This window comes from Anabaena cylindrica UHCC 0172, assembly GCF_034931625.1.
Classification (GTDB): domain Bacteria; phylum Cyanobacteriota; class Cyanobacteriia; order Cyanobacteriales; family Nostocaceae; genus Anabaena; species Anabaena cylindrica_A.
The window spans coordinates 24,917-47,847 of the sequence record NZ_JAYGGY010000004.1 but is presented as its reverse complement, the minus strand read 5'-3'; the positions used below and the strand labels follow the sequence as shown (position 1 = coordinate 47,847).

General features: G+C 39.0%; 21 protein-coding genes and 1 pseudogene. 10 read left to right on the top strand and 12 right to left on the bottom strand.

All coding sequences use genetic code 11. The annotated features are described in order from the left end of the window. A partial coding sequence (locus tag VB713_RS02145; protein ID WP_323309940.1) for a hypothetical protein occupies positions 1-3,353 on the top strand: 3,353 nt, incomplete at its 5' end. A gap of 446 nt (positions 3,354-3,799) precedes the next feature. Continuing rightward, entirely contained in the window at positions 3,800-4,507 is a 708-nt protein-coding gene (locus VB713_RS02140; RefSeq protein ID WP_323309939.1) for a sugar transferase, read from the top strand. Between the two features lie 36 nt (positions 4,508-4,543). Here VB713_RS02140 and VB713_RS02135 read toward each other — a convergent pair whose 3' ends face one another. Continuing rightward, the gene (locus VB713_RS02135) at positions 4,544-5,377 is read right to left on the bottom strand and encodes a carbohydrate ABC transporter permease (protein ID WP_323309938.1); all 834 of its coding nucleotides are present in this window, start codon (positions 5,375-5,377) and stop codon (positions 4,544-4,546) included. 172 nt (positions 5,378-5,549) lie between these two features. On the opposite strand from VB713_RS02135, the gene VB713_RS02130 reads away from it, so the two are divergent. Continuing rightward, entirely contained in the window at positions 5,550-7,196 is a 1,647-nt protein-coding gene (locus tag VB713_RS02130; RefSeq protein WP_323309937.1) for a metallophosphoesterase family protein, read from the top strand. Positions 7,197-7,301: 105 nt separating this feature from the next. Here the strand turns inward: VB713_RS02130 and VB713_RS02125 are convergent, their stop codons facing one another. From VB713_RS02125 to VB713_RS02105, 6 genes are all read right to left on the bottom strand, one after another. Continuing rightward, positions 7,302-7,517 (bottom strand): NAD(P)H-quinone oxidoreductase subunit O, encoded by a 216-nt coding sequence (locus VB713_RS02125; protein ID WP_323309936.1) that lies wholly within the window; start codon positions 7,515-7,517, stop codon positions 7,302-7,304. A 278-nt stretch (positions 7,518-7,795) separates the two neighbouring features. Then, a complete protein-coding gene (locus VB713_RS28205) occupies positions 7,796-8,059 on the bottom strand; it encodes a hypothetical protein (protein WP_416242403.1) in 264 nt (87 codons plus the stop codon). A gap of 65 nt (positions 8,060-8,124) precedes the next feature. Next, the gene (locus tag VB713_RS28200; RefSeq protein WP_416242402.1) at positions 8,125-8,316 is read right to left on the bottom strand and encodes a hypothetical protein; all 192 of its coding nucleotides are present in this window, start codon (positions 8,314-8,316) and stop codon (positions 8,125-8,127) included. A 271-nt stretch (positions 8,317-8,587) separates the two neighbouring features. Then, positions 8,588-9,421, bottom strand: a complete 834-nt coding sequence (locus VB713_RS02115; protein WP_323309935.1) for a DNA-formamidopyrimidine glycosylase — start codon at positions 9,419-9,421, stop codon at positions 8,588-8,590. Between the two features lie 180 nt (positions 9,422-9,601). Beyond that, the gene (locus tag VB713_RS02110) at positions 9,602-9,820 is read right to left on the bottom strand and encodes a photosystem I reaction center subunit IV (RefSeq protein WP_323309934.1); all 219 of its coding nucleotides are present in this window, start codon (positions 9,818-9,820) and stop codon (positions 9,602-9,604) included. 204 nt (positions 9,821-10,024) lie between these two features. Beyond that, complete coding sequence (locus VB713_RS02105) at positions 10,025-10,609, bottom strand: PAP/fibrillin family protein (protein WP_323309933.1); 585 nt, start codon at positions 10,607-10,609, stop codon at positions 10,025-10,027. Positions 10,610-10,856: 247 nt separating this feature from the next. Between VB713_RS02105 and VB713_RS02100 the strand changes: the two genes are divergently transcribed. Then, positions 10,857-11,093 carry a DUF3134 family protein gene (locus VB713_RS02100; protein ID WP_323309932.1) on the top strand — a complete coding sequence of 79 codons (237 nt, stop codon included), beginning with the start codon at positions 10,857-10,859 and terminating at the stop codon, positions 11,091-11,093. An 81-nt stretch (positions 11,094-11,174) separates the two neighbouring features. Next, positions 11,175-12,278: a phospho-N-acetylmuramoyl-pentapeptide-transferase gene (gene mraY / locus VB713_RS02095; protein WP_323309931.1), complete on the top strand. Its 1,104-nt coding sequence runs from the start codon at positions 11,175-11,177 to the stop codon at positions 12,276-12,278. A 504-nt stretch (positions 12,279-12,782) separates the two neighbouring features. On the opposite strand, the gene VB713_RS02090 is transcribed toward mraY, so the two are convergent. Continuing rightward, the gene (locus tag VB713_RS02090) at positions 12,783-12,962 is read right to left on the bottom strand and encodes a PCP reductase family protein (protein WP_323309930.1); all 180 of its coding nucleotides are present in this window, start codon (positions 12,960-12,962) and stop codon (positions 12,783-12,785) included. 260 nt (positions 12,963-13,222) lie between these two features. Between VB713_RS02090 and VB713_RS02085 the strand changes: the two genes are divergently transcribed. Further along, on the top strand, positions 13,223-13,819 hold the full coding sequence (locus tag VB713_RS02085; protein ID WP_323309929.1) for a pyridoxamine 5'-phosphate oxidase family protein: 597 nt from the start codon (positions 13,223-13,225) through the stop codon (positions 13,817-13,819). A gap of 278 nt (positions 13,820-14,097) precedes the next feature. Here VB713_RS02085 and VB713_RS02080 read toward each other — a convergent pair whose 3' ends face one another. Together VB713_RS02080 and psb28 are read right to left on the bottom strand one after the other, a co-directional pair. Next, positions 14,098-14,613, bottom strand: a complete 516-nt coding sequence (locus VB713_RS02080; RefSeq protein ID WP_323309928.1) for a MogA/MoaB family molybdenum cofactor biosynthesis protein — start codon at positions 14,611-14,613, stop codon at positions 14,098-14,100. Between the two features lie 42 nt (positions 14,614-14,655). Beyond that, the gene (gene psb28, locus VB713_RS02075) at positions 14,656-14,991 is read right to left on the bottom strand and encodes a photosystem II reaction center protein Psb28 (RefSeq protein WP_323309927.1); all 336 of its coding nucleotides are present in this window, start codon (positions 14,989-14,991) and stop codon (positions 14,656-14,658) included. A gap of 69 nt (positions 14,992-15,060) precedes the next feature. Here psb28 and VB713_RS02070 point away from each other — a divergent pair, with 69 nt between their 5' ends. Further along, entirely contained in the window at positions 15,061-16,821 is a 1,761-nt protein-coding gene (locus VB713_RS02070) for an alkaline phosphatase (protein ID WP_323309926.1), read from the top strand. 267 nt (positions 16,822-17,088) lie between these two features. On the opposite strand, the gene VB713_RS02065 is transcribed toward VB713_RS02070, so the two are convergent. Further along, the gene (locus tag VB713_RS02065) at positions 17,089-18,201 is read right to left on the bottom strand and encodes a GTP-binding protein (protein ID WP_323309925.1); all 1,113 of its coding nucleotides are present in this window, start codon (positions 18,199-18,201) and stop codon (positions 17,089-17,091) included. A 68-nt stretch (positions 18,202-18,269) separates the two neighbouring features. Beyond that, positions 18,270-18,578, bottom strand: a pseudogene (locus tag VB713_RS02060) (Uma2 family endonuclease); the annotation flags it as partial. A 115-nt stretch (positions 18,579-18,693) separates the two neighbouring features. On the opposite strand from VB713_RS02060, the gene cysS reads away from it, so the two are divergent. The 3 genes from cysS (at position 18,694) to VB713_RS02045 (ending at position 22,892) form a co-directional block, all read left to right on the top strand. After that, on the top strand, positions 18,694-20,151 hold the full coding sequence (gene cysS / locus VB713_RS02055) for a cysteine--tRNA ligase (RefSeq protein WP_323309924.1): 1,458 nt from the start codon (positions 18,694-18,696) through the stop codon (positions 20,149-20,151). A 59-nt stretch (positions 20,152-20,210) separates the two neighbouring features. Further along, on the top strand, positions 20,211-21,284 hold the full coding sequence (locus tag VB713_RS02050) for an AI-2E family transporter (protein ID WP_323309923.1): 1,074 nt from the start codon (positions 20,211-20,213) through the stop codon (positions 21,282-21,284). Positions 21,285-21,413: 129 nt separating this feature from the next. After that, positions 21,414-22,892 carry a TldD/PmbA family protein gene (locus VB713_RS02045; protein ID WP_323309922.1) on the top strand — a complete coding sequence of 493 codons (1,479 nt, stop codon included), beginning with the start codon at positions 21,414-21,416 and terminating at the stop codon, positions 22,890-22,892. The last annotated feature ends 39 nt before the right edge of the window (positions 22,893-22,931 follow it).

The window sequence follows — 22,931 nt, the reverse complement described above, 5'->3', positions numbered from 1 at the left end:
TGGATAGAGTGCTGTCAGAACTGACGGCAGATGAGTCACTAGCTTCAGTAACTGAGACTTTGAATATCCCCGATGAATTACAAACAGAGGATGCTGTTGAAGAAGAATTAATTCAGGATATTGCGACTGAGACAGAAGAATCTCCCGCTGTGGAAAATCTGGATAGAGTGCTGTCAGAACTGACGGCAGATGAGTCACTAGCTTCAGTAACTGAGACTTTGAATATCCCCGATGAATTACAAACAGAGGATGCTGTTGAAGAAGAATTAATTCAGGATATTGCGACTGAGACAGAAGAATCTCCCGCTGTGGAAAATCTGGATAGAGTGCTGTCAGAACTGACGGCAGATGAGTCACTAGCTTCAGTAACTGAGACTTTGAATATCCCCGATGAATTACAAACAGAGGATGCTGATGATGTAGATCAACTTTATGCAAGTTTGTTTGGTGGTGAAGATGCTCCCAAACCAACAGATGCCATTATTTTGCCTATGGTAACAACAGGTGAGGTATCTACTTCAGAAATTGATTCTTCATTAAAATCTCAGAGTGCCGATAGCATATCCCTATCACCGATCATTCGGGAGCAACAAGAGGATGATTTCTTGCTGTTGTCAGATCCTGTTGAGCAACAAGATTTAAATCTGTTATCAGAGAGTTCTGGTATTGTCAGAGAAACAACAGAGCAACTATCTGAGTTATGGGGAGAATCATTGTTAGCAGAGGAAACGCAGCCACAAGCAGAATTTGCCAGCGTTTCTACAGCACTTGAATCTCAGCCAGATAGTAGTGATACAATCACAGTTTTGACTGACTTATTGGTTGATGCCAGCAATGAAGAACAAGTTCCATCTCTTGATGCTCAAGAAATGACAGTAGGAGAGACTCCGATTACTGTGGAGGATCAAGATTTAGTAGCTACTTACATTTCTGCTTCACCACAGGAAAATTTACTGTATTTAGAAAATACGGAAACGGAAGGTGTGCCAGATATTGTTCTGGATGAAACGCAGTTGCAGCAATTGGATCAAGATTTAGCTAATTTTAATTGGCAGTTGAATTCTGATTCGGAACAGACAACAAATTCAGAAAGTTTGCAAAATTCGTTTTCAGAAAGTTTGCAAACTTCGTTAGATGATAGTCAGTACCTGCTAAATACAGGTTGGCCAATGGCGGAATTTCCTGGCAGCGAACCAACAGAGAATATACCAATAGTTGCAGTTTCTGATCTAGATATTCCCCAAGCTGAATTAGATTTGAGCCAGAATACTGAAAAAAAAAAGGAAGGTACTATTTCGGAACCCGAAGATGCTTTGTTTGTCAGTGACATTTTGAGTGATGATTCTCAGGTGAATATCAATGACCGAGAAGCGGTTTGGTATTTAGGTATTGATTTGGGGACAACGGGAATTTCTGCGGCGTTGTTAAATCATTCCAGGTTGGTTGTTTATCCAATTTATTGGTCAGCAGAAACCCAATTAGGTGAAACTGCTTTTGAGCAATCATTTCGTTTACCGGCTGAAGTTTATTTACCTACGGCGAGTGTTCCTCACTCAGAAGCTGAAAGTACGGAAACTGAGGGGGTAGCACAGACGCAAATATCTGATCATGTGGCTAAAAATTCTATTGGCTCTCGATCTACGCTAGAATCACAACAGCATCTTTATTCAGCCCATTTAAAGCCTTATTTACACGTGGCTATTCCCTATAAAAATACGCAACAAAAATGGGAACCAGTGTTACAGTTAAATGAATTTTCTGCGGGGCCTTTGATTTGGGTAGTGCGATCGCTCTCTAAACTACTATTAACTCTCAAGTCGGCTCAAGGCAGTACTACTCCAGCTTTAATTGCTCATGCTGTGGGTATAGATGCAGAAACTTTTGCTCACATCATTAATAAAGTTACGGGTATTATCTGTACTTGTCCATCTAGTTGGTCAGAACAATATCGCTTTAATGTGCGAGAAGCCATACTCACAAGTAAACTCGTTTCCCATCCCCAACAAATATTTTTTGTTGAAGAAGCGATCGCTAGTTTACTCCCAGAACTCGATCCTGCTAATAATTTAAAATCAGTCCAATTAAATGAAAATCAGGGTTTGCGACTTTTAAAAACTAGCGAACACCCTATGCAGGGTAACACCCTAGCACTGAATATTGGCGCAACTGCCACAGAAATGGCATTAGTCGATTTACCAACAGACTTGAGCCAATTAACATACAGAGATTTCATGCTCCACAGTTTTGCCTATGCGGGTAAAGCCATTGAGCAGGATATCATCTGTCAATTATTGCTACCACCAAAATCACGCCAACCCCGTGGGGAAATACAAGCTGATAGCAATACATCTACTGGTCATCCCTCTCTGCGAGAAATTCCTGGTTTAGACCAGATACAGTGGTCTAGTTTGAGTTGGGAAGGGTTAGACTTACCGCGAGTTGGGGAACCAGATATTTCTGCCCGTATCCGCTTCCAGCAAAGGTTAGAAAGTTCTTTGTTAGGACAAGCTTTATTAGATACTGCCTTGAGTCTGAAGCTGATTTTGCAGCACCAAGAATCTTTTACCCTAGAATTAGCCGACCAATGTTGGGTATTGCAGCGACGAGATTTAGAAAGCCAAGTTTTTGTACCTTATGTACGTCGTCTCAACCGTGAACTTAATAAATTATTAGTAGCTCGTGGTATCCCCACAGAAGCTATTAACCAAGCAATTCTCTCTGGTGGAGTCGCTTCTATTGGTACAGTCAACCGTTGGTTAAGACAAAAACTTCCCAACGCTAAAATTACTCAAGATTTATATCTGGGGGAAAATGGCGCTCCTAATTGTAGTCGAGTTGCCTATGGTTTGGCTACGTTACCTCTGCATCCCCAGGTTTTAGAAATACCCAGGCAACAGTATACAGATTATTTCTTGTTTGCTGAATTGCTGAAACTTTTACCTGATAACGTGCCGGAGGCCTCAGCCATGCGTTCTCTATCTTTTGGTGAAGTTCTGCAATTATTTGAGAGTCGCGGTATTAATACTCGTATTTGTCAACAGCGGCTACTGGCTTTTTTAGAAGGTGAACTACCTGCGGGTGTCATTCCTTATAGTCAGAAGGAAGAGGTATCAGATGTTAGTCCCACATTAAACTCTCTGTGGTTGACAAAAAGCTCCCAGGAAAATCCTGATTATCAAGCGATCGCATCCGCACCACTTTTTGAAAAACAAGGTAATCTCTCTTATCGTCCTAATTCTCAACAACTTCTGTTTCTGCGTCGCTATCTAGATGCTATCAAAGCCAGTACTCTGCAATCACTAGATGAACCACATACAGTTAATTTTTCTGTATCCAGAAATCCTGCTCATTAATATTGCAGAAAAACTTCCTCCAAAAGGAATAGATAAGAGTAGCTCTAGTAAGATTTACGGAAATATTAACTGAATCTTCATTAAAATCATGCCCACTTCAGAGTAGAAACACCGTCTGCTCAAGAGTGGGCTTCTATTTCGATACTGCTCGCTTAAGGAGGGGAAGAAAAACCTTTAACCTTTACCCTTTAACCTTTTTCCAAACAAACTCACAGTTTCCAGGCTCTTAATCGAGTACTACTGGTATCTATTTTTTACATTGAGGGTTTAACTTATTTACACAAAAAACATCAAAAATTTAAAATCCCCCAGCGAATTAAAAGATTGTATGAATTTCTCTGTTTTTGCTTTCCTCTTGACCAATAAATTACTTATAGTCTTACTTGTATTTAATAAAACTTACTTTTAGTTGACAAAACTGAAAATGTAAGAAAACAACATTAATTATGCACCTGTCTACTATTACAACTAAAACAATAAATTATACTGTGGCTAATTTAGGTGTTCTGAATTATCTGAATGTGGTTGACTTATCATCTCAGTCCCACCACCCGTCAACTACTAGTTCGACAAAAAGATTCATTGACATTCTCGGAGCAATTGTTGGTTTAATAATTACATCATTGGTTGCAGTACCTATAGCAATTACTACCTTAATTACTGATCCAGGACCCATATTATATTCTCAAATCCGTTGTGGTCTAAACGGACGCACTTTTCGGATATGGAAGTTCCGTTCTATGGTGGTTGATGCAGATAAACTGAAGTCTATAGTCAAAAACCAAGCCAAAGGTCACATTTTTAAATCTACTGATGATCCTCGTATTACTCCTTTGGGTAAGTTTTTGCGACGCACTAGTTTAGATGAACTACCCCAATTTTGGAACGTCTTAATGGGAGACATGAGTATAGTTGGTACTCGTCCACCCACCCCTGATGAAGTCGTTAAATATGCACCACATCATTGGGAAAGATTACGAGTCAAACCAGGTATAACTGGAGAATGGCAGACTCATGGACGTTCTAATATTAATGACTTTGAAACTATTGTCCACATGGATATGGACTATCAGCGTAAATGGTCTATATCCTATGATTTGATGTTAATTTTTAAAACAATCTGGGTAGTATTACATAGAAAAGGTGCTTATTAAATTAAATAGGAAATAGGGAGAGAACTCAGAACTCACTTATCCCTTGACACCACTACCCGTATCTGTGGGGACAATAAACCTTTGTAAAAATAAAAATAACAGCAACACTGGGGCAATAGAAATTACTGAACCAGCAGCTACCAATCGCCAATCTAGAGAAAACGTACCTGCTAATTTGGCAACTCCCAAGGGTAAAGTATATAAACTTTCATCTTGGATAACAATTAAAGGCCACAAAAAGTCACTCCAAGCACCGATAAACACAAAAATAGCTAGAGTGATGAGTGCTGGACGAATAGCTGGCAACATCACGAACCACCACAATCCTAATTCAGAACTGCCATCCATACGGGCAGCTTCTTCTATTTCTTTCGGTACACTCATAAAAGCTTGTCTGAGTAAAAAAATCCCAAAAGCAGAAGCCAAACTGGGAAAAATCATGCCTAAATAACTATTTGTTAAGCCTAATTGAACAGTCAAAATATATAAAGGAATCATGACAATTTGGAAGGGAATCATGATTGTAGAAATAATGGCAATAAAAATCCCATTTTTTCCCACAAATGATAATCTTGCTAAGGGATAAGCAGCTAAAGCGCAAAATAGCAGATTTAATCCCACAGTCAGTAAAGATACGAGAATACTGTTATATAAATATTGCCCAAAAGGTAGAGATTCCCAAACACGAGCGAAATTATCTAATGTAGGTTGACTTGGCCATAACTGCGGTGGTGACTGTAAGATATTTTCTGTAGGCGATTTCAAGGCTGTACTAATTAGCCAGAGTAGGGGAAAAAGGGTAAGGAGTGCGATCGCACCCAACAAACCATATATGATGAAAATTTGCAGTTGTGATTTTTTGAAATCCATATTTTTGTTTCGCGTAAAGTAAAGATATTAATTCAGCTTGTGATCTAAATATATGAAAACTGCTGTAAATAATCACTTAGGCTACAGCCGCTACAAAATTTTCCTAACAACTGTACTTATATTGCTATTATGTTTTACGGTGGTAAGCGTGCATAACCTGGGGAAAACAATCATGATATCACCACCGCAACTGTTGACAGACCCATTTTTGCAACTACCAACCGCAACTTCAGTGAGAGTAGTTTGGTTTACCGAATTTGCAGGTGATAAACACTTAGTTATTTACGGTGAAAAACTGGATAAAAGTTCAATTGCAAAAACCACCAAACTCAGCCGTACTAGAGAAGATCAACAATCAAGAGTAGCAAATCAAACTGAGAATGGGCAAATTTATCAACAACCAGTAAAACGGGAAATTTGGCGACACGAAGCAGAAGTTACAGGGTTAATTCCAAATGTGCGAATTCCCTATCACGTTAACAGTATACGAGAAGATGGCACAAGCGTTAATAGCGAAATTTTTACCCTTGCACCCTCTCCAAAATCTGGTACACCATTAAAAATTCTCCTCACCTCTGACCACCAGCTTAAACCCATGACTGCCGCAAATCTGCAAAAAGTAGTAGAAACTGTGGGAAGTTTAGATGGTGTATGGTTTGCAGGAGATTTAGTCAACGTTCCAGACCGCGCTTCAGAATGGTTTGATGATAATCGCGGAAATGCTTTATTTCCAGGTTTACAAGGTCGTGCTAATTATCAAATGGAACACAACGGTGTAAAAGTAACTTACACAGGTGGAAAAATTATTCAAAATGCACCTATGTTTACTTGCATTGGTAATCATGAAGTTATGGGGAGATTTGCTAGAACAGAAAGTTTAAATGATGAATTTAATGATACGATTCCTCGTGAATTTGCTCAAAAGTTGTATGGTGAAACATCTTTGAAAGATCATTATTTTAATACTGAAACTTACGAAGAAATTTTTACCTTACCAGAAACTCAAGAAGGAGGAAAAACCTATTATGCTGTTACCTTTGGTGATGTTCGTTTGGTAGTTTTATATATCACAAATATGTGGCGACATCCTCAATTAGATTCAAAAAATAAAGGTAGATATAGGGAAACAGAAAAAGATTTTAATCATCCTGAAAACTGGGGCTATGGACAGTTAATTTATGAACCAATTTCTGAGGGGAGTCAACAATATAATTGGCTACAACAGGAATTAAAAAGTTCTGAATTTGAACAAGCTAAATATAAAATTGTCATGTTTCATCATCCACCTCATACTTTGGGAGATAATATTGTTCCGGCTTATACTAATCCAGTAGCTGTAATTGAACGGGATAACAAAGGAAATATTCAAGAAATTCGTTATGAATATCCCAAAAATGCAGATTATATTATTCGTGATGTTATCCCTTTATTAGAAAATGCTAATGTGCAGTTAGTATTTTATGGACATTCCCATTTATGGAATCGCTTTGTCAGTTCCAGTGGAATGCACTTTTTAGAAACTTCTAATGTTGGTAATTCTTACGGTGCTGCTTGGGGTGAAAGAAAGCGAGAAGTACCAACAGGCTATCAAGAAGATTATACTGAAATTGGAGATCCTAATGGTTTAGAACCAGTCTTACCAAGCATTGCACCATTATTAGGAGAAGATGGCAAAACGATATCTTATATTGCTAGTAATGATATTACTGTTTTCAGCATTTTCGACACCGGAACAGGTGCTATTAGCAGCTATCGCTTTGATACCAGAAAACCTAATGCTGAAGTTATTAAGTTTGATGAATTCCAGATTAATAGGTGATTGGTAAGAGTTATTTCCTCTTAACCAAGTAGTATTGGATAAGGTGGGTATTACCCACCACAAGTAAGAGTTCAAGCGTATAAATTCAGCGCCATTCTGAAAATCTTATGCAAACTCTTCCAACTGTTCCAACTTTAACCAAATATTGGGTGTTGCTACTTTTCCAAACTTAACCAAAGCGTAATCACCCTTGATATCGACAATTTCCCCTTGGCTATCAAACAAATAAGCAGGGAAGCGAGAATCACTAGCTTTAGCTTCTATACTATTTTCTAACTTTTCGCGGATAGCGCGAACCATATTGCCTTTTTTAACAGCCATGAGTTCCCCTCGTTCCAAAATAAACGCTTTTACTCAAAATTTTATCTTGCTCCCAGACCTAAAGGCATAATTTCTTTGCTCAAATAAGATAACCTCCTACTCTCAGGTAAGGGGTTGAGGAGATTTTATATTATTTATCGTTAGATAGTTCTTCCTTATCAAGTTCATGATAACAAATTTAAAACCTTTTGTCAACCCTCCCCATACTCTATATTCTGGACTTTGATTAATTTTTCAAATTCTTTTGGAAATTGCTGATTTGCCAATTTTCTCATCAATTATTGAGCAAATTTAGCTAATAATTCCTCACGAGATGATTGTAGAAGCAAAGGAGTAAATTCTTCCCTGGTCATGGCTATCAAAAAGTCGATGATTGTTGCTAAATCTGAATCAACTTCCCCAAACCGTACTTGCATGATACTTTCAATCATAGCGCGTCGTTCTCTTTCTACACCTTCTTGTCGTCCTTCCTGGAGTCCTTCTTGGAGTCCTTGTTTTTTTAGTTCTTCCAATTGTTGTTGATACATTTCTGATAGTTTCATAACATCTTTATCAATATCTTGTTCTTGACGTTGACGAGCCGATAAAACAGCAATTAGGTCATGTACTAATTGTATAATATGGGAAATAGTAGTCCGAGTATTTCTAGACTTTGTGTAGGTTGAGGTGAAGGAATAAATAAAACGTCAATTTGTCTTACTTCTGCTGTGATATCTTTGCTAGTTTCTACTTGACCGTAAGGTGTTAATAGTTCCGTTAGATATTGTTTTGCAAATTGATCATGTATAAATCGAGTCATTCAAGTTGATTTAAAGACAGAAATATTAATTTTACACTCTTTGAATAAGATGTAGTGACAATAAAAATGCATGGGTTTAGCAGCACTCGCCACGCAACATTGGTGTCAACTTAACGTAAAAGCCTTGTAATGACCGTATATCAAAATTACTCAATTACCAATCAATTCCTAAGAACCCCCTACCCCTTCCCTTGTAGGGAAGTAGGGAAATTAAAATCAAAGTCTCTTTCCTACAAGGAGAGAGATTGAGAGAGAGGTTTCTTAATCCCCCTCATTTCTGACACTGAGAACAAAAGTGACTAGAACGCCCACCTAATTTAATACGGCTAATTAAATTACCACAAACTTTACAAGGTTCCCCAGTGCGGTTGTAAACCCAAGCTTCACCGCCATAATTACCATTAACACCTTTAACGTTGAGGAAATTACTGAAAGTTGTCCCACCAGCGGCAATACTGGCAGATAAAACTTGAATAATTGCTGTTCTTAAAGGTTCAATTTGTTTGTTGTGTAATTCTGTACAGAGGGTTGTGGGTAAAATACCACTTTTAAATAAAGCCTCATCAGCATATATATTACCTAATCCTGCAACTATAGACTGATCTAACAGGGCGGTTTTAATAGGACGGCGAGATTTTTGCAGTTTATTTGCTAAATATTCAACGGTGAACTCTGGTGAAAATGGGTCTAATGCTAGTTTTGTCAAACCTGTGATGATGGTTTCTACAGGTACTCCAGTAGGAACATACCATATCTGCCCAAAGGTGCGCTGGTCAACAAAGCGTAATTCTTGATGTTGCCCAAAAAATAACCTGACCCTTGTGTGTTTGTGTAAGGGTTCATGTTTGTTTTGCCATAATAATTGACCAGTCATTCGTAAATGAACACCTAGCCATGAACATGGGGAGAGTTCAGCTAAAAGATATTTACCCCGACGATGCCAAGATATAATGGCACTTCCTTGAATTTTTTCTATAAACTCGTGAACAGAAAACGGGTAGGCGACCGTGCGTTCTAGCAACACATCTCCCCCCGTTATTTCTTGGTTAAGGGTTAATTGATTTAAACCCCGTCGAACTGTTTCAACTTCAGGCAATTCAGGCATTTGAGCGGAATAAGTGAAGAAAAGACAACGGCGATTAGAAATCGCTACTACACAAACAAAGTCCACGCAGGTGGACTAATGAAAAAGTAAGGAGTTTTCACCGATATAGGTGGACTTCTCCGAGGGCAGACAATGGGTGTCTTATCTGTGTAGCCGTGATTTCTAATCGCTTTTCACTGCTTACTTTTTGGCAGCAGCCTTAGCTTTGGGTGCTTCGACTTCGATTAATTCATCTACGGCGAAGTTATTGGTATTGATCCCAGAGTAATTGACGTTAGGGAAACGAACAATTACAGAGTATTTGATGCCGCTTTGGTCTACAGAAGCTACGGTTCCTACATCTTGAAACCAGTAGGATTCTGGACGGAGGACGCGTACTTTAGAACCACGTTGAACCATGATTATCTTCCTTGTGAATTAATTAATCGCCAAATTAGGGCTAATTGTTTTCACTCTACAACCTGAAGGTCTTTGCTAGAGTGTTTGTTAAGTTATTTGTCAAGGAACAGGGAAGAGGGTAATAACTCAATCACCTATTACCCTCTTGACAAAGTACCTATAATAGAATAAGGTCGTTCGCAACACTCCTTGCGAATTAATATTTTATGACTTGCTCAAAACAAAGACGCTTCCCTCGTTGCCTCTGCCGATTCTCAAATCTTGATCTATGTAGGTGATGTCTAACCATCCTTGTTGGCGATCGCTCTTGATAGGAAAGTCAATAGCTGTAAACTTCTGACCCGATTCAATTTGGTGGATAAAATCTGCTGGTGACTTGTAACCAATTAGCTTTTGTAAGCCAATAATAGAACGCTGGAATTTTACTTGGACTCGACGTTCTGAGACTGGTTCAAATTTAGCGGCTACGCTAACTAATCCGGCTAAAGAAGGTAGTCCGTAAACTTCAGCTATGTTATAAACACTGGTAGTTTTTACTCGAATAGATTGGTAAATCTGGCCAAGTTTATATAGGGGGAAGCGATCCAGGTTTAACAAAGCCGTGCTGGTCGTGTAAAGTAGTCGCCAATCGCCTTCTAGTAATTGGGTAGCTTCTAAAGGGCGTGGAGTGGGGTTAAAGTCTTCTAAACTAGCGATCGCAGCTAAGATAGCCTGTTTCTGGGTGTCATTTGCCAGCAAACCACGATTTGTAGGAGCGATCGCATCCAAGAGAGCAGATTTGACTATCATCACCTTATACCTCAAAATGTTTTGATGAAATTCAGCATTAACAAAATATTAATTTTCTATGTATATAATCTGTTGTGCAATCAACTCAGAATGCTCTACTGTTGATGATACATAGGCGTATTAAATAAATTTTTTTGTTTAATTCGGATTTATCAATCAAAGAGTTGAATCATTAACTTAATTATCCCGTATCAAATGATAGACTCTTAATGTCTAGTTACATAAATCTCTTCGTGTCTTCGTTGATATGTTAAATTCTCCCCTACGTGAAGAAGCTCGTCACCAGCGAGCCGCTGTAATTTCCCGAAAGCCAGAGTCCTCTATGATGGACTGGTGGCAATTCAGCGGTCGTTTTATGGCGTGTGACCTTCACAAATCAATATTTGGAGGAAAAGAGGAAGAAATATCCGACTTTTTGGGTGGAGAATACGGATTTAGCACCATTGAGGATGATGAAGGGAATATCAGCATAGATGAGGATTAGCCTTGAAGTCTTGGAGACTGAGTTTCATTGATAGTCCTTGTGGTTTGATTTTTTTAAGTGTGGAGTGAAGGAAAGATTTCTGTGGACGCTAAAATATCTCCTAACCAAGGTTCAAACGTTTCTGGAATTGGGTTGGCTTCTCTGTTAGCCCTCTCATTGAGTACAGCTGCCTTAATTTTAGATTGGCTGGCACATAGATTACCTTGGCATACAGACTCATTAACCATGCCGTTTTTGCTGTGTGCTGTAGGTGCGGCTGCTGCGGGTAACTGGGTTATACCCTTATTACAAGCATTAAAAACAGGACAAATTATCCGGGAAGATGGACCTCAAGCACATCTGAGAAAAGCTGGAACTCCGACTATGGGGGGTGTGTTTTTCATACCTGTAGGAGTGATAATTGCTTGTATCTTGTCTAATTTTGCTCAAGATGTGGTTGCTGTTTCAGCCTTAACACTCAGTTATGGCTTGATTGGCTGGATTGACGATTGGCAAATTTTGCGCCGTAAATCAAATAAAGGTATATCTCCGAAAATGAAACTGGCTTTGCAGATTATTTTTGCGGCTTGTTTCTGTTTATGGATGATGTTGAATAGAGATTTTAGTATAACAAATATCGCTTTACCTTGGGTCAATTTTTCTATACCTTTAGGATTAATGTTTTGGCCTTTGGCTGGTTTTGTGCTAGTTGCTGAAAGTAATGCTACTAATTTAACTGATGGAATTGATGGGTTAGCGGGGGGAACAGTAGCGATCGCTATTTTCGCATTAGGCGCTGTCATTGCATCAACCTCACCAGAACTAATGATATTCTGTGCAGCAATCAGTGGTAGTTGCTTAGGATTTTTAGCCCATAACCGCAACCCAGCCCGTGTATTCATGGGAGACACTGGTTCCCTCGCATTAGGAGGGGCTTTAGCTGCTGTAGCACTGCTGAGTAACAGCTTAGTCGCCCTGTTTATTTTAAGCGGCATCTTCTTTGTAGAAACCCTATCTGTAATGGCGCAAGTCACCTATTACAAAGCCACCAAGGGTCCAGATGGTAAAGGCAAGCGGTTATTTAAAATGGCTCCTCTACACCATCATTTAGAATTAACTGGCTGGTCAGAACTGCAAGTAGTCACAGTCTTCTATATTATTGCTGCAATTTTAGCTACCATCTGCTTAACAATCATTAAATTTTGAAGTTTTTAACAAATTAACGAAGACAAAAATATTAACCTCCTATTAAATTAGGGGGTTTTTTATATAACTTTGTTGCCACAGTCTTATCGTTTAAGTAGGCAAGTGTAATTAAATGTAAGATAGAAACCGTGTCTAAAACTATTATCAATCAAGGGTTTGAGAAGATATTGAACCTATGCTGTTATCTTATAAATAATTGTGTCTCTCTACTTACAACAAATTTTACAAGTAAAAAATGTTTAGTAAACTAGAAGAACTCTTTATAAATTTAGTTATATGGATACTCAAAAAATAGAATTAAGTAGTAGCGACTGTCTTGATTGTCAAGCGACAACGCAACCCAACAAATGCGTATAAATGTTGGGTTTTGTTCCTCAACCCAACCTACACAACCTAGAAAAGCTCTTAACTTCCCACATCCTTCTTACTTAATTGTATGCACCATGATGCAGAACCAAATAGTTATTTTAACTTGGGATCTGGTGAATTTTCGGCTTTCATCGGTTAATCATATTTTTTGTTGAATTGTTTTTTAACTTGTTCATAAATTTCAAGAGTGATTGTAGATATACTATGTTCTTGAGCGTAAGTTTCAATCTTTTTGCGGGCAAAAGGACGGACAAAAAAGGGAATGTCTTTGAGTTTCGCTTCGGCTTCAGCGGTCCAGGCAATTTTTTCACTCATTGATTTTGAGGTTAATATCTGCACAAGAACAACAATTATATCAGATGGAAATGGTTCAAGAATTATTTACAGGCTGATCTGTGGTATCAGTTAGATAGTTTAATGGATTGCGAACAATATCTGCAAGAATTACACAAGTAAGTAGAAAGGCGCAAAAAACAGAAGTATGTAACGAAACGTAAAGTTGCCTCAAAACCTCTTCCCTCCTGCCTTGTCATAACGACAATTTTTAACGCCACTTATACAAGGAGTTAGATTTTATGCCTCGTAAATTTAGCACTATTGCTTTTACTCCCGCAGTCAAAGCCATGCAAGAAAAAATGGGTTCCCGTGAAAACTATGAACGCTTTGTGGCTAAAGGTGCAGATAATAACACCATTACTTCTGATTTAGAAGAGTTTATTGGGGGAATGGAAGGATTTTATCTGGGTACTGTGAGTTCTAATGGCTATCCTTACATTCAGTTTCGAGGTGGTAAAGCTGGATTTTTGAAGATTCTCAATGAGCGAACTTTAGGCTTTGCTGATTTTCGCGGTAATGTGCAGTATATATCCGTGGGAAATCTATCTGAAAATGATAAAGCATTTCTATTTTTGATGGATTATCGAAATCGTCGCCGCCTGAAAATTATTGGTCGCGCTCGTATTGTAGAAGATGATCCTGTCACACTTGCTCAAGTGCAGGATAAAGACTATGACGCAACTGTGGAAAGAGCAATCATATTTGAAATTGAAGGTTGGGATTGGAACTGTCCACAACATATACCAATTCGCTATTCAGAAGCGGAGGTAGAAGCGATGCAGTTGAGAATTAGGGAATTAGAGGAGCTTTTAGCAGAAGCGAGGAATAGGAGTTAGTATACTAAAAACGGGTTAAAAGCGTCATTCTGAACGAAGTGAAGAATCTCTGAGATACTAGAGCCTACGGCACGCTACGCGAACGCTGCACTACGTTACGCTCAGTATGACATAAGTCCAAATTTCACCCGTTTGCAGTATAGTCAGGAGTCAGGAGTCAGGAGGAAGAAGAAGAAGGAAGAAGGAAGAAGGAAGAAGAATATTTTTCTCTTCTGTTCCCTGCCATATCAAATATTCTGTATGCTGAATCCTTACGGAAAAAGAATCAATTTTGACGTTTAATTCTGAATATTTCCTCTCATTTGTTTTACCAAATGTACTAATTCAGGTAGAATCAGTTTTTCCATTCCTAGTCTTACAGCATTACTAGAACCAGGAAGAGAGAAAATTAATGTATTTTTATATACACCAGCTACAGCACGAGAAGCGATCGCTCGTGAACCAATTTCTTGATAGCTTAAAAAGCGAAATAACTCACCAAATCCCGGTAAAGTTTTTTCTAACAACTTTTCTATAGCATCATAAGTGGTGTCTCTAGGTGCAATTCCTGTCCCACCATTAAATATCAAAGCATCTAAATCGGCATTTTTACCCAACAATTCTATCTGTTGTTGAATCTGCGCTGGTTCATCTTTGATAATTTTGTAAACTCCGACAGAGTGATCAGCCTTCAACAGCAAGTGCTGAATCAGTTGACCACTTTTGTCTGTTTCCGGATTGCGTGTATCGCTGACGGTAACTACAGCACAAGTTACCGCCATTTTGAACGAGTCTGCGTGTGGTTGAGGTTGCATGGATATTTCAGTTTTAGCCAATAACCAATGACCAATAACTACTTATGATTGGCTCAATCCTAGATCGTTTTCCTTGGCATAGCGATCCATAAACCGCATAAACCGATCCCATTCTTCAGGGGTTTTCATGAGATAAACTGCTTCTAAAGCTTCTGGCCTACCGTTAATAAATTTACCCTTAACCTCGCGGGTAAGTATTTCCCCTTCTTCATCAATCATGTACATCCCGGTGATTTCTTCGTTGCTACCTTGTGCCAAAATCTGAGGATTGGTAAAAATAAATGTTGCTGTACCTTGATCACCACTGCGCGATCGCGTCAAGCGTACCTCTGGAACTACTGCTTCGTCAACACCTTTAGAAAACTGAATTTTCGCCATGATGAATGAATTTAAACTTTTGTGATCGTTAATGTAATATTCTCTCATCATAGAGGAGGCATTTTACCTATGGCAGTTAAATCTAGTTCACGATTTAGAGCAAAGCGCAGTTTATTGGCTGGGTTTCTAACCCTGGTAATTATCATAGTCGGAGCTATTGCTGCTAATTCCACCCCAGCGACAACCAAAACCAAAAACGTAATTATCATGATTGGGGATGGTATGGGTTGGGAAATGGCTCGCGCTGCTGCTGTTGCCAAAGGATATAATTACACATCGGGTAAAGGAGAAGGACTCAGCTTTCAAACCTTGGATAATTACACCCTCGCTACCACCTACGGGACTACAATTGCTCCTGCTAATGGCGTTTTCAATACCAGCAATTCTGCATTAACTAACTCTATTTCCATTACAGGTGGTAGTCCGGTTTTACCAGGTTTTAAATTCCAACCCATATTTAACCCAGGAAATAAACCATCAGGAGGCGGAGAAAATCTCAGTTCTGATGCAATTGGTAACTTAGTCGGATATGATCCAGTTCGTGGTGGAATCAATCCTTGGACACCAGGAAATGATCCTGAATATATCAAACACAGTTATCCCGACTCAGCGAACACAGCCACTACACTGTATACCGGAGTTAAAAGCTATAACAACGCTATTTCAGTAGATATATTTGAAAAACCACTAGAAACAATTCTCAAAACTGCGGCTGATGCTGGTAAATCGACAGGGATTGTCACTTCTGTACCCATTGATCATGCTACTCCTGGTGCAGCAGCAGCTAATGTTAATCGTCGGAATAAATATGATGGTGACTACCCGACGTTAGACAACATTTTGCAGCAAGAACTCCGCATTTATCAACCGACAGTGATTTTAGGTGGTGGACATCCTCTCACTGGTGCAAGTAGTCAAGCTTTACCAATGGGAGTAGAACCACCGACAAAGTTTGAATATATAACTAAATCAACCTATGCAGAATTGAGTAAAAACCCCAATAGCAACCGCTACGATTATACATTTTTAGAACGGGGTCAGGATGCTGCGGCTAAATTAGCCATGACTGCGAGTAAGTTAGATCCTCAAAAAGGCGATCGCTTGTTAGGATTATATGGAGCGCGAGGACAAGAGGGAAATCTCCCTGTGAGTACAGCTAACGGAGACTACAGCAATACAGGTTTGAGCATCTTTTCTCTATTTTCCTCTCAAGGACAAAAACCCGATACAGTCCGTCCCTTGCTTCCTGGGGAAACAGATAAATCATTTATTGCTAGAGAAATTAACGAAAATCCCACCCTCAAAGATTTAACAAAAGCAGCTTTAGAAGTTTTATCAAAAGACGAAGATGGATTTTGGTTAATGGTAGAAGGTGGTGATATTGATTGGTCTGCTCATGATGATAACCTAGATAATTTAATTGGGACAGTATTGGATTTTGATAAAGCTGTCCAAACTACAATTGACTGGATTAAAAATAACGGTGGTTGGGAAAATAACCTTCTTATTGTCACCGCAGATCATGACCATTACCTAACTTTAAATCCAAATTTTGCAGAACTTTTAAAAAACAACAGTGCAGAAGCTTTAACCTTAGAATCCGACACAACAAAAGCAGGTCATTTTTGGGGTTCTGAACCTCAAGTTAAATATGGTTGGGGAAGTCACGCTAACCGACCAGTTCCTGTTTACTATCAAGGCAAAGGTGCAGAGATTTTAACTAATTTTATTGGGAATGGATTTAAACTTTATGGTTATGATGTTCCTGGAATTAATGGTTTGGTAGATCAAATCCACATTTATCAAACTCAACGTGCAGCGATTAAATGAATGATATCAATTCTATGTAAAGTTGCATTGATAAAAAATGCAGGAAAGATGCCTGCACGACTACTAGTACCGAACTGGAATCCAAAAAGATTGTGTTGAACAGCCTATACAAGTCTTTGCTCCAAACCCCATCAAATCTCAATACTGCTCGGTTAAGGCTCAAAAGTCATTATATGGTAGGTTGGGTTGAGGCACGAAACCCAACATTATCAATATTTTGTTGGGTTTCCTTGCGTCAACCCAACCTACGGAACTACTTACTAATTTCTACTTCCCAAATCCTTTACCTCGACTAACTGAAGGGAGACAAATACAGTTTTCTAGCTGCTTGAGCAAAGTTTCGGTATCTAGATTTTGACCAATTAGTACTAACTGGTTTCTCTTTTCACCTTTCCATTCATCATCATCAATGGTAAAGCGTTTACCGCAAAGGTGGAAAATATGACGTTGGGGACTTTCATCAAACCACATAATCCCTTTAGCGCGAAAAACATTTGTAGGTAGTTGATTATCTAGAAAATATTGAAACTTTCTAATTGAAAGAGGTTTATCACTTTGGAAAGAGATGGAAATAAATCCATCATTTTCTAAGTGTTCGGAATGATGGTGATGATGCTCGTGATCATGATGATCATGTCCGCAGGTAGAATGATCGTGATCGTCATGATGATCATGTTCATGATGAGAGTGATCATGATGCTCGTGTTCGTCTGTTTCTGATTCAAAATATTTATCAGATTCAAATAAACCAACACTGAGAATTAAAGGAAGTGGAACTTGGGAGTTTGTAGTCCGAATAATTCTTGAATCTTCTTTTAGATTGTTGATTTTTTTCTCTAGTTCTTGCAAAGTGCTTTCATCAACTAAATCTGTTTTGTTGAGGATAATTACGTCACCATAGGTTATTTGACTTAAAGCCGCTTCAGAGTTGAATAAATCCAAGCTATAATTTGCTGCGTCAACTACGGTAATAATAGAATCTAGTCGGGTTAAATCTCGTAATTCTGAACCCAGAAATGTCATGGCTACTGGTAAAGGATCTGCTAAACCTGTAGTTTCTACAACTAGATAATCTAGTTTTTCTTCTCGTTCTAGAACTTTATAAACAGCATCAACTAAATCATTATTAATGGTGCAACAAATACAACCATTATTTAATTCCACCATATTTTCATCGGTGGCAACGACTAATTCGTTGTCAATGCCAATTTCACCAAATTCGTTGACTAAAACGGCAGTTTTGACACCTTGCTGATTGGTTAAAATATGGTTGAGTAAAGTGGTCTTGCCGCTACCTAGGAAACCCGTAATAATTGTTACTGGTAATCCTTGCTTGGGAGCTGCCATTGCTGGAGATTCGGAACTAACTGTTGTTTGCATAGTAATGAAGTAGAATTTTGGTTTATTTTAAATTTTATCTTGATTTTAGCTTCCAGCCATAATCATGTTTACATACCAGCTTGGAAAATTTGGTTAGCAGTTAAGCTTAATTCTGGGAAAGTAGGAGATACTATAGTTTCGTCTCCTCTAAATTGACTAACTTGATATTCTCCATTTATTAAATTATAGATAGAAATTGTTGGTTTTTTAGGATTTCCTATATAGGGAGTTCCACCTAAAGCTAAGTAATCAACAATCCAATATTCAGGAATACCTATTTCTTCATAATCTTTTACTTTTGCCAAATAATCAACACGCCAGTTAGTACTAACAACTTCAATAATTAATGGAATTGATGCAGCTTGAGTAACTGTAGATGTAGTACTAATAATAATGGTAGCTAATTTTTAGCTTGCTTAATATTCTCACTTATTCTATTGCCATCAAGTTGCGTTATCATTGTTTATCGTCAGATTGCCGTATTCCTCTATTATGACCCTATCTATTTACAATACTCTCAGCCGTCGTCAAGAACAATTTACCACCGTCGAACCTGGCAAGGTTAAGATGTATTACTGCGGTGTGACGGTTTATGATTACTGCCATTTGGGTCATGCTAGAGCGTGCATTGTCTGGGATGTGGTACGCCGCTATCTTCAGTTTATCGGCTATGATGTGCGTTATGTCCAAAATTTTACTGATATTGATGACAAAATTCTCAGACGCGCACGGGAAGAGAATTCGACGATGGAAGCAGTAGCCGATCGCTATATTCAAGCATATTTTGAGGATATGTCACGGCTAGGAATTAAAGAAGCTGACGAATATCCCCGTGCGACTCATACAATGAACGGGATTCAGCGATTAATTCACGATTTAGAACAAAAAGGTTTTGCTTATCCTGCTGATGGTGATGTCTATTATTCTGTGCAGAGTTTTGCAGAATATGGCAAACTTTCGGGACGCAAACTAGAAGATATGCAAGCCGGTGCAAGTGAACGGGTAAATGTCGAAGACGCAGAATATCAAAAGAAGAAATACCCCTTCGATTTTGCCTTATGGAAAGCCGCGAAACCGTCAGAACCTGCGTGGGAGTCACCTTGGGGTCAAGGCCGTCCAGGATGGCATATTGAATGCTCGGCAATGGTACGAGACCGCTTGGGTGATACCATTGACATTCATGCTGGTGGTGCTGACTTAATTTTCCCTCACCATGAAAACGAAATTGCTCAATCAGAAGCGGTGACGGGTAAACCCTTAGCTAATTACTGGTTACACAACGGTATGGTCAAGGTAGATGGTGAAAAAATGTCCAAGTCTTTGGGCAACTTTATCACGATTCGGGAATTGTTAGATCGTGGTGTAGATCCAATGGCTGTGCGGTTATTTGTGATGATGGCACAATATCGTAAGCCTATTGATTTTACCGATGAGGCCATATTAGCTGCAACCAATGGCTGGCATACTTTACAAGAAGGTTTACTCTTCGGTTATAAACATGGTAAAAAGTTAGGGATTGGGGACTGGGGACTGGGGACTGGGAATCACCTAATTTCTAATAGCTACATAGAGAAATTTAAAGAAGCTGTTGATGATGACTTTAACTTTCCTGGTGGATTAGCAGTAATTTTTGAATTAGCCAAAGAACTAATTCGTGAAGGAAATATTATTGTACATCAAGGGAAAACGGAAACTCCCGCCGAGGAATTACTAAAACAGTGGCAAACTCTAGTTACTTTAGCAGATGTTTTGGGTTTAACTGCCCAACCAGAAGCAGAAACTCCTCCCCAGGATGGTTTAAGTGATGGGGAAATTGATGATTTAATTCAACAAAGACAGGAAGCACGGAAAGCCAAAAATTTTGCGGAAAGCGATCGCATTCGTGATCAACTTTTAGCCAAGGGAATCAGCTTAATTGATAGTAAAGAAGGCACACGCTGGCATCGTTGAAGAAGCAGGAATATCAATCATCAATCACCAATTACCAACTACCAATCACCAATTAATATATGACAGAAAAAAAGATTTCCCTTTCAGAATTGCTGCTAATTGTTGCAATTGGTTGTTTGGTGATTCTCTTGTGGCAATTACGGAGTTTGTTAGTCACATTAATGATTGCTGTAGTTTTAGCAGCTGCGATCGCACCTATTGTTAACGCCGCCGAAAAATTACGCATTCCCCGTTGGTTAGGTGTCATAGTTGTATATGTTAGCCTAATTGCTGGGTTGATTGGTGCAGGTTTAATTATTGGTCCCTCTGTTTCTGAGCAAATCCAACGACTAGCGAATAAATTGCCTATTTACTTAGAAAATTTGCGAATTGCAATCGAAAATCTGGCTATGCGAGTGGGAATAACTCAAGTAGAGACATTTGAGCAATTCCTGGATATTCAATCTCTCACAAATTGGTTATTTCGTTCTAGTCAGCAAGTACTTGTGCGTTCTTTAGGCTTGACTCGTGGCATTGTTGGGGGTGTGGTAAATCTAATTTTAGCCTTAGTTATTTCCGGGTACATGGTTGCCGGTAGTAGCAATTTAGTCAAAGGTTTAACAGATTTATTTCCCCAACCTTGGGATAAACACTTAGCTGCTCAAGTTACACCAATTTCCCGTCGCATGGGGGGTTATGTTCAAGGGCGAGTTTTGGTATCAGCGATTTTAGGTGTTGTCATCACCCTCAGTTTAAGTGTTTTAGGACTATCAGAATTTGCTCTGGCACTCGGTGTAATTGCTGGATTTACAAATTTAATTCCCTTTATCGGGCCAGTACTAGGAGCAATTCCGGCATTAATTGTAGCGATTCCCCAAGGTGGATTAACTTTTTTGTGGGTTCTGCTGTTATTTGTGGTAATTCAAAATATAGAAAGTTATGTTCTTGATCCCTTGCTGGTCGGTTCATCTGTGCGTGTTCATCCCTTATATCAACTTTTAGCAGTATTAGGAGGAACACAGGTTTTAGGAATTATTGGCGCTGTGATTGTCCCCCCTTGGGTGGCTGGTGTCGCAGTGTTGTTAGAAAATCTCTATCTACGTCCAAAAATGTTAGCTCAAGGTAAGTCATCTGTAATTGAGTTAGATAATTGACTATGGATAAATAAGTAAAAATTACTAGGCAAAATATTTTAAGTGCCAAAAAAATCACCAAATTCGTGTTTATAAGATGACTTTTGTGTTAAGCATAATAACTTAACCAATCTTTTTATAATTTGCGTTATGTGGTCAGAATTAACAAAAGAGATACCTTCTCTACGAGACGCTACGCGAACGATTAGCTTCGCTCTCGCTCATCTCAATATTCCTGCTGATTGGATCGGTATTCGCGCCGTCAAGGAAACAGCATCCATTCATTTTGTGCGTGATGGTTTACCCAAAAGCAACGGTAAATACTTGACCACAGGAGCCATGTTAGAAGTAATGGTGAATGGTTGTTTAGGTTATGCCGCTACCAACTCCTTATCATTACCATCCTTGCAAACTGCTGCCCAAACAGCCTATAAACAAGCACTAGCAGCTAGTGAATGGTGGATATATCAATTTAATCAAAATACACGTCCTAAGGTTGTAGGCGAATATAAATCACCTTTTCTAGAACCATTTAGTGCTATTAGTCCAGGGGAAATCAACGATTTACTCATTCGGATTTGCCAAAAGCTGAAAATTAACGACAAAATCGTCCAAACCACCGCCAGAATTAACACCAGCGAGAAAGAAACTTGGTTTGTCAGCAGCAATGGATCAGAAGTGTATCAAAAAATCCTTTCCTTGGGAACTCATTTTGGTGCGATCGCTCAAGATGGTGCGATCGTTCAGCCACGCACTAACAATGGCACAGAAGCCAACTCCTATCAAGGTGGATGGGAACTGTTAAACCAAGATCACCTCTGGTCTCAAGTGCAGAAAGTGGGCGAACAAGCATTAGAATTATTAACAGCCCAAGAATGCCCAAATACTCGCACAAATTTACTTTTAGCACCAGACCAAATGATGCTGCAAATCCATGAAAGTGTTGGTCATCCTTTAGAAATTGACCGCATTTTAGGAGATGAGCGCAACTATGCAGGTGGTAGTTTTGTCACCAAAAAAGATTTTGGTCAACTCAAATATGGTTCATCCTTGATGAATATTACCTTTGACCCCACCGTAGAAGGTGAATTTGCCAGCTATGGTTTTGATGATACTGGTGCAGTAGCTACTAGAGAATATGTTATTAAAGAAGGAATATTACAACGGGGTTTAGGAAGTTTAGAAAGTCAGTCTAGAGCAGATTTACCAGGTGTAGCTTGCGCTCGTGCTTCTTCATGGAATCGACCAGCTATAGACAGAATGGCTAACTTGAATTTAGAACCAGGAAATGCCACTTTTGAAGAAATGATTAGCGGTATAGAACAAGGCGTTTATATGGAGTCTAACCGTTCTTGGTCAATAGATGATCGTCGGTATAAATTTCAGTTTGGTTGTGAATATGCAAAGTTAATTGAAAACGGTAAACTTACTAAAACCCTTCGTAATCCTAATTATCGTGCCACTACTCCAGAGTTTTGGCACAGTTTAATTCAGGTAGGAAATGCTGATAATTGGCAAATGTATGGTACACCTTTTTGTGGGAAGGGAGAGCCTAATCAAGCCATTTGGGTAGGACATGGTTCACCTTTTTGTGTATTTGCTAATGTTGAGGTTTTTGGGGGAGGTTAGGAGGAGTTTTTTAACGCAGAGGTACGCGGAGGTTAGCGC

Bases quoted from the DNA above. Each gene is read 5' to 3' on its own strand.
- VB713_RS02140 (WP_323309939.1), top strand. From the start codon at position 3,800: ATGCACCTGTCTACTATTACAACTAAAACAATAAATTATACTGTGGCT.
- VB713_RS02110 (WP_323309934.1), bottom strand. From the start codon at position 9,820: ATGGTTCAACGTGGTTCTAAAGTACGCGTCCTCCGTCCAGAATCCTAC.
- VB713_RS02130 (WP_323309937.1), top strand. From the start codon at position 5,550: ATGATATCACCACCGCAACTGTTGACAGACCCATTTTTGCAACTACCA.
- VB713_RS02115 (WP_323309935.1), bottom strand. From the start codon at position 9,421: ATGCCTGAATTGCCTGAAGTTGAAACAGTTCGACGGGGTTTAAATCAA.
- VB713_RS02050 (WP_323309923.1), top strand. From the start codon at position 20,211: ATGACAGAAAAAAAGATTTCCCTTTCAGAATTGCTGCTAATTGTTGCA.
- psb28 (WP_323309927.1), bottom strand. From the start codon at position 14,991: ATGGCGAAAATTCAGTTTTCTAAAGGTGTTGACGAAGCAGTAGTTCCA.
- VB713_RS02105 (WP_323309933.1), bottom strand. From the start codon at position 10,609: ATGATAGTCAAATCTGCTCTCTTGGATGCGATCGCTCCTACAAATCGT.
- cysS (WP_323309924.1), top strand. From the start codon at position 18,694: ATGACCCTATCTATTTACAATACTCTCAGCCGTCGTCAAGAACAATTT.
- VB713_RS28200 (WP_416242402.1), bottom strand. From the start codon at position 8,316: ATGACTCGATTTATACATGATCAATTTGCAAAACAATATCTAACGGAA.
- VB713_RS28205 (WP_416242403.1), bottom strand. From the start codon at position 8,059: ATGAAACTATCAGAAATGTATCAACAACAATTGGAAGAACTAAAAAAA.
- VB713_RS02065 (WP_323309925.1), bottom strand. From the start codon at position 18,201: ATGCAAACAACAGTTAGTTCCGAATCTCCAGCAATGGCAGCTCCCAAG.
- VB713_RS02100 (WP_323309932.1), top strand. From the start codon at position 10,857: ATGTTAAATTCTCCCCTACGTGAAGAAGCTCGTCACCAGCGAGCCGCT.
- VB713_RS02080 (WP_323309928.1), bottom strand. From the start codon at position 14,613: ATGCAACCTCAACCACACGCAGACTCGTTCAAAATGGCGGTAACTTGT.
- VB713_RS02085 (WP_323309929.1), top strand. From the start codon at position 13,223: ATGCCTCGTAAATTTAGCACTATTGCTTTTACTCCCGCAGTCAAAGCC.
- VB713_RS02090 (WP_323309930.1), bottom strand. From the start codon at position 12,962: ATGAGTGAAAAAATTGCCTGGACCGCTGAAGCCGAAGCGAAACTCAAA.
- VB713_RS02045 (WP_323309922.1), top strand. From the start codon at position 21,414: ATGTGGTCAGAATTAACAAAAGAGATACCTTCTCTACGAGACGCTACG.
- VB713_RS02070 (WP_323309926.1), top strand. From the start codon at position 15,061: ATGGCAGTTAAATCTAGTTCACGATTTAGAGCAAAGCGCAGTTTATTG.
- VB713_RS02125 (WP_323309936.1), bottom strand. From the start codon at position 7,517: ATGGCTGTTAAAAAAGGCAATATGGTTCGCGCTATCCGCGAAAAGTTA.
- VB713_RS02135 (WP_323309938.1), bottom strand. From the start codon at position 5,377: ATGGATTTCAAAAAATCACAACTGCAAATTTTCATCATATATGGTTTG.